At 44.4% G+C, this 12,135-nt stretch carries 9 protein-coding genes; 3 read left to right on the forward strand and 6 right to left on the reverse strand.

The features are described 5' to 3' along the window. Positions 1-370: 370 nt before the first annotated feature. The 5 genes from ATB74_RS01725 to ATB74_RS01745 form a co-directional block, all read right to left on the reverse strand. A complete protein-coding gene (locus tag ATB74_RS01725; RefSeq protein ID WP_060980768.1) occupies positions 371-1,927 on the reverse strand; it encodes a M28 family metallopeptidase in 1,557 nt (518 codons plus the stop codon). Positions 1,928-2,070: 143 nt separating this feature from the next. Beyond that, a complete protein-coding gene (locus ATB74_RS01730; RefSeq protein ID WP_061016125.1) occupies positions 2,071-4,440 on the reverse strand; it encodes a M4 family metallopeptidase in 2,370 nt (789 codons plus the stop codon). A 563-nt stretch (positions 4,441-5,003) separates the two neighbouring features. Continuing rightward, positions 5,004-5,279, reverse strand: a complete 276-nt coding sequence (locus ATB74_RS01735) for a hypothetical protein (protein WP_017065177.1) — start codon at positions 5,277-5,279, stop codon at positions 5,004-5,006. A gap of 100 nt (positions 5,280-5,379) precedes the next feature. Beyond that, positions 5,380-6,699, reverse strand: coding sequence for a sensor histidine kinase (locus ATB74_RS01740; RefSeq protein ID WP_061016127.1), 1,320 nt, complete (start codon positions 6,697-6,699; stop codon positions 5,380-5,382). Between the two features lie 37 nt (positions 6,700-6,736). Then, positions 6,737-7,441 carry a response regulator gene (locus ATB74_RS01745; protein WP_061016130.1) on the reverse strand — a complete coding sequence of 235 codons (705 nt, stop codon included), beginning with the start codon at positions 7,439-7,441 and terminating at the stop codon, positions 6,737-6,739. A 279-nt stretch (positions 7,442-7,720) separates the two neighbouring features. Here ATB74_RS01745 and ATB74_RS01750 point away from each other — a divergent pair, with 279 nt between their 5' ends. After that, positions 7,721-8,815 (forward strand): hypothetical protein, encoded by a 1,095-nt coding sequence (locus tag ATB74_RS01750; RefSeq protein ID WP_061016132.1) that lies wholly within the window; start codon positions 7,721-7,723, stop codon positions 8,813-8,815. Positions 8,816-9,121: 306 nt separating this feature from the next. After that, complete coding sequence (locus ATB74_RS01755; RefSeq protein WP_061016133.1) at positions 9,122-10,312, forward strand: diaminopropionate ammonia-lyase; 1,191 nt, start codon at positions 9,122-9,124, stop codon at positions 10,310-10,312. A 150-nt stretch (positions 10,313-10,462) separates the two neighbouring features. Here the strand turns inward: ATB74_RS01755 and ATB74_RS01760 are convergent, their stop codons facing one another. Then, complete coding sequence (locus ATB74_RS01760) at positions 10,463-10,954, reverse strand: Lrp/AsnC family transcriptional regulator (protein ID WP_061016135.1); 492 nt, start codon at positions 10,952-10,954, stop codon at positions 10,463-10,465. A gap of 310 nt (positions 10,955-11,264) precedes the next feature. On the opposite strand from ATB74_RS01760, the gene ATB74_RS01765 reads away from it, so the two are divergent. Further along, complete coding sequence (locus tag ATB74_RS01765; protein ID WP_061016137.1) at positions 11,265-12,059, forward strand: maleate cis-trans isomerase family protein; 795 nt, start codon at positions 11,265-11,267, stop codon at positions 12,057-12,059. Positions 12,060-12,135 lie beyond the last annotated feature (76 nt).

The raw sequence follows: 12,135 nt of genomic DNA on the forward strand, positions 1-12,135 counted from the left end.
GTTAGAGAGCAATAGAATAAGCATTAACTAATTAAGTGATCGCTTTATTATTCGTGTTGGTTATTTATAGAATTGAATATAAGGTGGGTGTGTTGGGGTAAGGTGGTCAAATTACTTAATTTAAATATAACTTTTGATTTATATTTAGAGATGCTTAATTAGATTTTGGTGAAGTAACTATTTTCATCTACATCTACACTTACGTTACTACTGAAAAAACGCAGCCAATTAAGCTGCGTTATGTTTTTTGTCTAAGTGGTTAGCCAATAGGTTAGCTGAGTAAATCTGGTATATGCTTAATTGAAACTTACCACCAAGATTCGTTGGGTTGTCAGTTGCCAGTTACTAATGATTAGCTACTATTGGTTAGTTACTGCAAACCCGGCACGAAGCTAGCGACGATGGTGACATCGTTAAAGTTACGGTAGCCGCGCACCATTATGTTGAATTCACCCGCTGGCTTGTTCAATACACACTGTTCGTTGCTGCTGTTCTGGTATGGACGGCAATCGTAGCTCGCTTTCGATACGGTACCATTGTGTTTCACATACAAGTCGGCATCTCCACTACGAGGGCCTGTTAATGTTACCGTTAACTGACCTGCACTTTCCGTCGTAAATGTGAAGAATTGCTCTTCACCATATCCTGCAGTAAGTCCTTCAACAGGGACGTCATATTGAAGTTCTGTTGGACCTGCAACAGGTGAATCCAGACTAGTTTCAACGAGATAAGCAATCGCCAATTTAGCGAACTTCGAGGCATGGGTTGCAGTTGGATCTGAGTTCTCAATCGTATCATGCTGCGTGTGGATGCTAGGGTTGTAATCGTTGAACATGCTCTCGAACGGCATAGCTGCTGGGTAGCCAACGTTGTGCCATGATGCGTGATCGGAACAGGCATAGCCACAACGGTCGAAACTGTAACTGATGTCGCTCGCGTAGGTATCAATCAACTCGCTCAGGTAAGCCGTTAGGTTGCTGTCGGTGTAGTCGGTGATGAAGGTAATATCGTGTGCTGAACCGTTGTAGTTGGTCATGTCTAATTGCAGTACCGATACAACGTTTGCTTGTTCGTCTCTTAATGCATTAGCGACATCTTGTGAGCCACGTAGCCCAACTTCTTCTGCAGCATAACCATAGAACTTAATGGTTTTGTCTGGTTGAATACCACTGGCGATCATCAGGCGAAGCGACTCTGTTACCGTTGCAATACCAGACGCATCATCATCGGCTCCCGGTGAGATGGTGCCTTCGCTTGTCCAAGATCCAACGGTCGAATCAAGGTGTCCACCAACTACGACGATCTCTTCAGGATATTTAGCGCCAAGCAGTGTCACTTCAACGGATTTCTGTGGGTATTCGGCATGCGTGATCTGGCGTGCAGACGCATACGGCACATCCTTAATTTCTGTTTCCCAACGCTCTAAAAGCCAATCTGAAGCAGCGACACCAGTAGAAGTAGTATAAAAACGGTTGGTGAAGTTGGTTAGGTTTTCAATAGTCGTGACCATGTTGTTCGGCTCGACCTGAGATAGCAGATCGTTCACTGTGTCTTGATGGCTGATCACCGGTTTTTCGAAGGTGTTCATTGTCAGTGGCATCGCTGCGGCTTTGAGTGCACTTGCTTTGTCTTCGTGCACCATGTAGCCACCACAACGGTGAGTTTCTTCATGCATGTGGCTGGATAGTTTCGCCAGCTCTTTCTGGTTGATTTTAGCTACGATGGAGTGCTTGTTCCCAGTCACGCTTGGATAAACCGTTGCGCCATGTTGAGTCATTATATGCTGTGCGTCAGCATCGGTGGTAATCCAGACTTCTTCGTTCGCTGGTGGTGTGATGCCTAGGGATGCGTAAGCCGAAGTACTGTTGATTAAGGCTAAAGAGCCTCCGAGTACAGCCAAAGCTAGCATGCTTTTTTGAATAGCCATTTGTCGTCCTTTTTATGGTGAGTATTGTTATGTTGATGGGGGTGATTTTTGTGTAACACGTGGATGTTTTTGTGTAGATGTTTCATTTTCTGAACAGATAACCGCGAAAAGGGCCCCTTTCGGAGCCCTGAATTTACTATCGATTATTGTGTTTTAATGAAACGGTAGTGCTTGGTTTCTGAACAGATATCGCTTGAGGTACACACTTGGTACTCCACATCCACTGTGCCGTTGTGACGGAACTTGTCGACGTATGAGTTAAAGTCTGTAGCACCAACATTCTTGCCATTACGCTTAATCACGAAGTAGTCATTGGTGTCGTAATCCCATGCCAGCTTAACGCGAGCCTTACCGTTCGGGTTTTTGTTACCAAACTTCAGTTTTAGCGGGAAGCCTTCTGCTGAGTCACCTTCAATCGTGATCGACTTGCTTGTCGATGTTGCAACGCCTGCATCGTCAGTCACGGTTAGAGTCACCACGTAGTCGCCAGCTTCAGCGTAGGTATAACGAGTCACTTCACCAGTTTGCGTGTTGCCATCGCCTAGGTTCCATTGGTAAGAAACGATCTGGCCATCGCTGTCCGAACTTGTGCTACGCAGCTCTACTTCTTTGCCTACGACCGTGTGTTCGAAAGAAGAAACTGGCGGTACATTAGCATTGCCTGATTCGTACGATGCTTTCAGGTTTGCACCTGCGTAATCTGAGTAACCCAGAATGTTCACCGTGTAGCGACCAGCTGTTGGGTTCTCAATCACACACACTTCATCGGTCACGGTTTCACTCTTACAGATGTTCTCTTGAGAGCTTGGTGCGTAATCTAGGCCGACATACATATCCGGGTCACCGGTAGTGACAGCAAGGTTAATCGTCAGCTTATTTTGACCCTCTGGCACTTCGATATCGAAGTAAGTTTTAGAGCCTGTTTCACCAGCAACTGCAGCTTCAACACCATTCTCAAGACGTTGATATTCCGGCTCTGGCGGAAGTGGCGGCTCGCCACAAGATGACACGCCCACTAAGTTGAACGCAGAAACAACATCATCGGTGCTGTAGCCAAGGTCGGTTGCTGAGTTTTTCACGCCACAAGCACCTTGCCAGAAATCACTGTTTTCAGACCAGTAGATTTGGTTGGCTAACACGAACAGTTCGAACGCTTTCTTGGTGTCCCAACCTTGTGTGGTTGCTAGGTGGTAGAACGCTTTGTTGAACACGCCCGAGCTGTAGTGCACGTTCAAGCCATCGTAGTATTCGGATGCGTTGTTAATTGAAGAGCCATCGCGTGAGGGATCGTCCATGTAACGCAGAGCACCTTCGCCTTTGAATATATTGCGGCCGACCATCCAGTCGTTGGTGCCCTTCATGTAGTATTCTGCCGCTTCACCAGCCATGTCAGAGAAGGCTTCGTTCATACCACCGGATTGATTCGCGTAGATCAAACCTGAGTTTTGCTCTGTGAAGCCGTGACTCACTTCATGCGCTGATACATCCAGGCTTACAAGTGGGTAGAAGAAGCTTTCACCATCACCAAAGGTCATGGCTCTGCCGTCCCAAAATGCATTCTCGTAGTTGTTACCGTAGTGAACACGCATCATGAGTTTGAAAGAGAGTGGTGCTGTGTCGAACCAATTTTTATACATGTCGAACACGATGTTACCGAAGTAGTGGGCATCGTTCAGTGGTGAGAATGCGCCGTTCACGGCTTTGTGTTCGTTGCGAGGACATTCATAGCTGTAAGTGGTGTCGCCGTCTGTTGCACCATTCAGGTCAACCGTGACCACGTTTTCCGATTCCATCACACACTCTGTGCCCACTTCTTGAACATCAAGGTAGTGGTAGTCGGTACCGTATTCGTACATGCCTGTTTTTTCGTTACCACCAGGGCCTGTACCGATCTGAGCGTGGGCAATACCTTCCCAGCGGTCGATAACTTCGCCTGTGTGTGCGTCTAGCATGGTGAACGGTCGAGTCGGTTGCTCACTGCCTTCTACTAGGTAAGAGACAACGTATACTAGTCGTGTTTTATCTACGCTTTGTTGCCCGATGCCTTGCTTCACTGAACCTTGATAGATAAATAGCTGATGTTGGACATTGTCTAGAGATTTGCTGGTTAAGCCTTGAATCTTAAGATCTTTACTCGCCAGTTCAATCGCTTGAGCGCTGTTGATGGATGGTTTAACAAAAGAACGCTCTAGGGTTGTTGTTTTAAGGTAGCGGCCTTGAACGGACTTAAGTGCGCCACCTTGGACACTTTGGGTTGCATTTAGGTAGTGCCCCCATACCGGCGTTCCCCAGATGTTTTGCTGGATCTTAACTTTGTAGATACCGCGCTTTTTCAGGTTCACTTCTTTAACCATCTTGAAGCTAGAAGCATTGCTAACACCTAACTGGCCGTTCAACCCAGAAAAGTTAGTAAAGTTGATCGGTTGATCAATCTGAACCGATTCATTTGCATGCACTGACAAAGACATAGCACTGGCTATAGCAACGGCGACTAAACGCTTTCTTATTTTCATTGTTATTTTCTCTTTCCATGTAAAATCCAAGAAAACGCAACAAAATTCTCACAGCGAATTTACATCATTCGATCCGATTAATTAGTAGCATGGCAACGATCTCTTTTATTCATGAAACTTATATTTTTCGTATTTACAGATAGTTATCGTTTCTGTTTATTTTTGAACGCACCTATATGTTTTATTTATAAAATCATGACACTTTTATTAAGTGTTAATTTCTATTGGAAATTAAGATTCTTGAGTAAATTGATCTGTGCCTCAGTTAAGGTGTTCCGAGCTGATAGAAGGATCAACGATTTGAAGGTGTCATTTTAGCCTGAAGGTTATTAAGCGATTTTAAGGGCAGTTTTGATAAGAATTTGAAGATTTTTAGGCTTATTTTTCGAATTGTTAGTTACAAGAGGGAAGGGTGATTGGGCACTTCTTTGGCACAGAGCACAAAATCTGCTGGATGAAAAAAGCCAGCGACGGGTCACTGGCTTAGATTAACTTAGTTTGTACAGGCTACTGATTAAAGGTACGTAACTCAAGTATTTATCTAGGTATATAACTAAAGTGAACTACTGCTTTTTACCGCCAACTTGAACGTAGTCGATACCGATAATACGGTTGATGATACCCAGAACAGAGCTCGTATCAGAGTTTGTTGAGCGAATCGTATCAACGGTTGCGCCTTCAGGAACCAACTCCATTGCGCGGTCTTGAGTATTACCTGGAACTTGGAAACCGACAATGTTGAAGCTCTCTGCGTGCGCTGTGTACACTTCTTCATTGTGGCTAATACCAGAACAACCCGCTAGAGAAACAATGCCTAAAACAACTAATAACTTTTTCATAAACACACCTTAAGAATGATTGGAGTTTAGATTCAATAGGTTCACAGGGAGACAGCATCTCCCGACCGATGTTGAACATTATTCCAGAGGTGTTTTGTAGTTACTGTATGGGTTTGTCAGCTGAATCATTACATAGCTGAATGGTTATAGTGAATACTGCACCCTTTAAGGTTTGGCTTTGACCTACTTCCACGGTAGCGCCGTGTTGAGCACAGATCTTCTCGACGATAGAAAGCCCTAATCCATGGCCACTCTTGGCTTTATTACGCGCTTTGTCGCCAACGTAAAAGGGTTCAAATAGGCGAGCTTGATGTTCTTGTGCTACGCCATCACCATCGTCATGTACCGCAATCTGCAGCTGCTCTTGCTGCGCGGTTGCTTCAATTAGCACTTGAGAGCGTGCGAATTTCATAGCGTTGCGTACTAGATTATCTAGAGCGCGGTTTAGCAGTATCTCATCCGCAAGAATCTCATAAGGTTGCTCTGGCAGTGATAGGTTTATGTCGAGCTCTGTATCTTTGTTCCAGCGCGTCATTGCGTGGTCGAGAAGGTCTCTTATCTCTAATGGTTGCTGCAAATTTTCTAGGTCACAGCTGTCAAGTTTGGCGTAATACAATAGCTCATCAACCATTTTTTCCATCTCTTCAGTGTCTTCGACAATACTCTCAATCGTACTTTCTTGCTCTGCGTTTAGCTGGGTGTCCTTCAACATTTCAGCTTGCCACTGAATACGAAATATTGGCGTGCGCAGTTCATGAGCGACAGCATTAGTGAGTGAGCGATTGCTTTCAATTAAGCGATGAATTCGGTCGGCCATTAGGTTGAAGGATTTGTTCAGTGAACCGATCGCAATGCCACTTGAGGTTTCAGCGCGCGAGGAGAGATCCCCTTCTGCAAAACTCAGAGTGGCTGATTCCAGTTTTTTTACTCGGCGGAAGATGATCAGTACATGGCATAAGCCATATAAGATAAAGCTTGCTAAAAAGAACAACCAAATCAGGTCATCTTCTAACTCGATTTTTTGCCTAACGAATGCTTCACTGTTGGGTAGGTAGTGATAGGTGTTATCACTGTTTGCTAAGCGAAACCAAAGATCTCGCTCTTCATCATGAAAGATAAAGGTACTCGGGTTGGTACTGAAAAACTTAGAAACGGGGCCTGGTATTTCATCGTCTGGGCTGAACGTAACCAGTTTATTTCGTGTGGTTTCTACAAACTGGTTTATCGCTTGATGAGCCGCTTCAAGGCCTTGATTCTTGGCGATGTTTTCTATCAGTTGTTGGTGGGCTGTTGCTTCATAATCTTGCAGTACATATTCGTAGTCGGTATTAAGTTGATAAACACAAATTTCGTAGGCGACAATACCGCTAATAAAACAAATCAATAGCCCTAGTAGGGACTCCAAATAGATACGTCGCATAATCGCTCTCTTTCATTACGCTCGTATTGAGCGAGGTTTAATGCCAGGCGGTGGAAACAAATAAGTAGCCTTTTCCGCGAATCGTCTGAATTTTCTCTGCTGGCGCATGGTCGTCGCCCAATATTTTTCTTAGACGTACCACCTTGTTATCAATTGTTCGGTCGATTCCGTCGTACTCAATACCACGCAGCGTTTTCGTCAAGTAGTCACGTGATAGTGGAGTATCGGGGTTGCTTGCCAATAACCAAAGTAGGTCAAACTCACTGTCTGTGAGTGACAAAACCTCACCTGAAAGTTCGCATTTCTTATAGGTGTTTTTCAGCACCAGTTTATCAAACTGTAGGCTGCCTGAATCGTCGGCTGAAGCTGTATTGGTATCTTGGCGACGTAATAGTGAACGAACTCTTGCCAGCAGAACTCTGGGTTTGATTGGCTTGGTGACATAGTCATCAGCCCCTGTCTCTAAACCAGCGACATGATCGAAGTCGTCATCACTAGCGGTGAGCATCAGGATTTTACCTTTGTAGTGTGTACGCGTCTGTCGGCAGATTGTAAGTCCGTCACTTACAGGAAGCATCAGATCTAAGAGTACGATATCAGGTTGCTCAGATAGGATAGTATGCGCGGCATCACCGCCATCATCTAACGTGGAGACATCAAAATCTTGCGTGACAAAGTAATCCTGCAACATTTTCTGAAGTTTTAAATCGTCTTCCACGATGATCATTTTAGGTTTTGTCATTCCACTCCCAGCCTTATCATGCATTTCACTTATCGAGATGACGTGAGCGATTTTCCTCTTATGCAAGTCGATATCGCATATTAAATTTAAACGCTTCACGAAAAATACCTAACGTGAATGATTAAACACTTTCTACGTCAGTTCAATGATGATTTTGACTTTTGGGGAAAATAAAAAACAACGTTCAAAAAGAATTACATTCTCATACATTCACGGGACAGATGCTTGCGGGTTTAAATAATAGAATCATCTCCATCAAAACATTATGGGAATGATTTTATGAACGACTATCGAAAGGCATTACTGGCGTTACCTTTGATTTTTTTAGCTGGCTGTAATTCAAGCTCAAGCAAGGCTGACACCAAGGCGCAAACGAAGCCTAAAGCTGATTACGTATTTTCATCGGCTAAGCTTGGTGAGTTGTATCAAGAGCGACAAGAGCTCCAAGAAGCAATGAAGCTTACTTATGATGGTGTTCAGTATGAAAAAATTCAGTTTGCTGAAGATATTAGTGATAAGCAAAAAGTAGTTAGGCTTGCAGATAGCTTAGGCCAAAGCGTTGACCTGTATTTTCCAGATGCAGGAGTCGATGATTGTGCGATTTACAGCGAGGGTAATTTTTTTGATTCATTTGATTGTGGTACGGCTCTACGTTCAATTGGCAATGATACGACGTTAATCCAAACGACAACGGGCAATAGAAAGCTTGCTGTTGAGCTTGAATACCAAAACGAGCTGTCGCAATACGTGACTAGTCTCGGGTCTACGGTTTTGAGTAACACCAAAACTGGCAACAAGGTAACCATTACCACATCGTTTGCTTTCAACGCTTTTTACCGCGATGTGCTTAATGAGACTGGTGCTATTGAGCGAATTCAGTCGACTCTGGGTGCATCAACCTATTCTCAGCTTTTTGATATCGTGAAATTGTATCGAGGCAGTGAGATGACATTGAAGTTTACCAACCATATTGGTGGCAGCGCTGACGACGATATCAATATGTATACCGGGCGCATGATCCACAGTAACAACATGACGACGATCGTAACGCCTACGGGGTCGGTGTTTTCTGGCGGCACGGATCTTTTCGCTGCGGGTAACCCACGGGTTTTGCAACGAGCAGATACCACCAAAGCCATTGAGCTTAATAAGCAGGTTGGTGTGCACAGTTGGGCTGAGGATGATAAAACAGCCAAAGATTTCCCATACACGAACGAAAGTCATCGCAAGCAAGCGACCTACTTTAAAAAGGTAATGGGAGACAAAGGAATCGACTTCTATATCTTCACGTTGGATTCTGCTCCGGCTTCTGGTGAACACTGGGTGACTAAGGCTGAGTCAGATAAATACGGTTTCATCACACGCATTGAGTAGCTTAGGCTCGTAATAACATTAGAGATAACTAAAAGGTTGGTGATGACGTTGTTGTCACCAACCTTTTTGGTATCTGTTGTTTAACGTGCTGGCTTATAGAGGAGTCAAGTACCGATAGTTAGCGGTGAATAAATACTGCATTTAAACGCACTATAACAATTAATTACCGCAGATTTTGATTTTAGAAAGCACGATCACGGCACTTTTTTACCGATAGAATTTATTATCCGCAAGCCTTACAGATCAAAGCAGAATAAGCTTAGTACTGTAAGGAGCAATGTGAATGACTAATAAGGACGATCATTTATGCAGTTACTGACAGGCACTTTGACACATTATTCTAACCCTGAGGCTCACTCTGAGCTGGAATACTCAAGTCAGCAACGTGAAATATTAAGTGTGGTGGCCTCTGAGCAGGCGATTAAAGATATCTCGCAATGGCCGGGATACTCTGTGACGCCCTTGCATGTACTTAAAGACATCGCAGCGAAAATCGATGTAAGTCAGTTTTGGTATAAGGATGAATCACAACGCTTTGGTTTAAAAAGTTTCAAAGCCTTGGGTGGTGCTTATGCTGTGGCTCGTCAACTACAGGTTGAAATTGCTAAGCATTATGGAAAAAGTCCAACCATCAGCGAGCTACTCAATGGCGACTGGAAATCAGAGGTCGCAGAAATTGTCGTTAGCTGCGCAACTGACGGAAACCATGGCCGTTCAGTGGCATGGGGCGCACAAATGTTTGGTTGTGGCTGTGTGATCTATATTCACCGTGACGTATCTGAAGGGCGTAAACAAGCAATGGAAGCGTTCGGTGCTGAAGTTATACGCATTACTGGGAACTATGATGAATCGGTTCGGATGGCTGACTCTGAAGCTAAAGCGAAAAACCGAGTGATTGTTTCGGATACCTCTTATGAAGGTTACATGGAAATTCCGAAAGACGTAGCACTTGGCTACACAGTGATGTTGGCTGAGATTGTCGATCAATTGGATGGCGCGATTCCAACTCATGTGTTCGTACAAGGTGGCGTTGGCGGCCTCGCCTCTGCTGTTTGTGGCTATTTCTGGGATCTATGGGGAGCACAGCGTCCACGTTTTATCATCGTAGAGCCAGAGCAAGCTAACTGTTTACAGAAGAGTGCTCAAGCGGGCAAGCCCGTGGTAGTTACAGGCGATTTAGAGACACTGATGGCAGGCCTCGCATGTGGTGAGGTTTCAAGCTTGGCTTGGACGATTTTAGAAAACGGCGCCGATGATTTCATGACCCTGAGTGAGGATGCGATCCCACAAGCAATGCGCATGTTGGCGAGTGGCGAACACACGGAAGTGGCGATTGAAGGTGGCGAGTCTGCGGTTCCTGGTTTTGCTGCTGCGATCATCGCTAAGCAAGATAGGACATTCGCTGAAAAATTGAATTTAACTCAAGACAGCCGAGTGCTGGTGATTGGCACAGAAGGGGCGACTGACCCTGAGCTGTACCAACAGATCATAGGTTAATGATTTTATTGCTAGTTTAGAAGATTACATAACAAGAACGTAAGCCCCAAGTTGACGGTATAGATGCTACTTTTACAAAGTAATGTCATGCCGTCTTTTTTTGTTTTTAGAGCATGGTCATTGCGGATATATTCCATTCACTTGAACCTGTTAATCACGCTGCTCATCAATCGGAATAGTCAGTCCAACCTTGACGTTATCCATCACCACATTAGTTTGAAAGCTCTTGATATTGGCGTTGTCGAAGAAGGCTTCACGAGTAAAGTTGTCATAACCCTCCATATCTGCTGCCGTGACTATCATTATGAAATCTGAACTACCGGTTACGTAATAGCACTGCTGTACAGATCGATTGGCACTCATCTCTTTTTTGAAGTTATGCATCAAATCAACGCGTTCACGCTCCAAGGTCACTTGGACGATAAACGTCATCGCATGACCGACCGCTTTGGGGTTGATGACAGATACATCCGCTTGTATCACACCTTGTGAGCGCATGCGTTTTAAACGACGCTGAACAGCAGCAGGGGAGAGCCCAACTTTTTCTGCGATTTTGTCCGAAGTCGCTCGATTTGAGTCTTGTACGATGTTGAGGATCTTTTTGTCGAAACTGTCGACTACCCATGTTGCTTGCTGTGTCATCCCTATTCTTCCTCGTATCTGCTTCTCAATATCAAGTTTGTGAATTCATTATTTCTGATTGGTCGTTGTGTGATCAAGATAAAGGTATTTTTCCTTAACAATTAGCCATCTACCGTTGAGAACGAAAAGCCACTATAACGCAATAAAAATGCGGAATTTCCGCACAATAAAGCATTCATTTGACGATAATCCTTAAACTTATCGGGGCATTATTAATGTTGTAAATGAAATGTAAAGCTTTGGTTGGCTCGATTGTAATTTGTAATCCTACATTTCATTAAAACTTTATAAGCTCAAGGAATCGGCAAATATGAGATCTGGAATCGCAACTTTAGAGTTTGAATTAGAAACATTGGCACCCGCAGGACGTGTCGGTGTGATCGCTTTGGCGACCGATTTCAATATTGAGCAAGACCTCAGTCTACTCTACCCAGATGGCGTTCAATCTTTCACTAGCCGTGTTAGAAATTACAACCCGTTGACAATTGATAATCTGCGAAAAATGGAACCGGGAATTGCAGCGTGTGCTGATACCATTTTGCCCGGCACAGATCTAGATGTGGTTATTTATGCGTGTACATCTGGCACGGTTGCTATCGGCAGTGAACGTATTACTCAGCTGGTTCATCAGTCTTGCCCAAATGCGGCAGTAACGAATCCGGTGACCGCGGCCTTAGCGGCTTTCGACAGCTTGAAAGCTAAGCGCATATCGGTATTAACGCCTTATACCGAAGCTGTGAATCAAGACGTGGCCGCGTTTTTTGAGTCGCAAGGCATTGAGGTGTTGAGCATTGCTGGCTTCGGCTTTGAAGATGACACCGCGATGACGTTCATTTCACCACAGGACATTAAACAAGCCGCGATTGAAGTCTGTGACCCGAATGCGGACTTGCTGTTTATCTCTTGTACTGCATTGCGTGCAGCATCAGTCATCGAAATCATTGAAGCTGAACTAGATAAACCTGTAGTCAGCAGTAATCAGGTATTGGCTTGGCACTCCCTTCAGTTGATGAACTACCCCATACCCATAAAAGGTTTCGGTGCACTACTAGAGCACCATCTTGAGCCACCCTCAGATAATTACCGAAGGTCGAAGTCGTTGTAACGACCTTTGATTAAAGCTGCTTGCTTCGCGTTTACATTCAGCAGCCAAGCTAACTCCACATTTTACGTTAATACAA

This window comes from Vibrio splendidus (assembly GCF_001557875.1).
In the GTDB taxonomy this organism is placed as follows: Bacteria; Pseudomonadota; Gammaproteobacteria; order Enterobacterales; family Vibrionaceae; genus Vibrio; species Vibrio splendidus_F.

Bases quoted from the DNA above. Each gene is read 5' to 3' on its own strand.
- ATB74_RS01725 (WP_060980768.1), bottom strand. From the start codon at position 1,927: ATGGCTATTCAAAAAAGCATGCTAGCTTTGGCTGTACTCGGAGGCTCT.
- ATB74_RS01745 (WP_061016130.1), bottom strand. From the start codon at position 7,441: ATGACAAAACCTAAAATGATCATCGTGGAAGACGATTTAAAACTTCAG.
- ATB74_RS01730 (WP_061016125.1), bottom strand. From the start codon at position 4,440: ATGAAAATAAGAAAGCGTTTAGTCGCCGTTGCTATAGCCAGTGCTATG.
- ATB74_RS01755 (WP_061016133.1), top strand. From the start codon at position 9,122: ATGCAGTTACTGACAGGCACTTTGACACATTATTCTAACCCTGAGGCT.
- ATB74_RS01750 (WP_061016132.1), top strand. From the start codon at position 7,721: ATGAACGACTATCGAAAGGCATTACTGGCGTTACCTTTGATTTTTTTA.
- ATB74_RS01735 (WP_017065177.1), bottom strand. From the start codon at position 5,279: ATGAAAAAGTTATTAGTTGTTTTAGGCATTGTTTCTCTAGCGGGTTGT.
- ATB74_RS01740 (WP_061016127.1), bottom strand. From the start codon at position 6,699: ATGCGACGTATCTATTTGGAGTCCCTACTAGGGCTATTGATTTGTTTT.
- ATB74_RS01765 (WP_061016137.1), top strand. From the start codon at position 11,265: ATGAGATCTGGAATCGCAACTTTAGAGTTTGAATTAGAAACATTGGCA.
- ATB74_RS01760 (WP_061016135.1), bottom strand. From the start codon at position 10,954: ATGACACAGCAAGCAACATGGGTAGTCGACAGTTTCGACAAAAAGATC.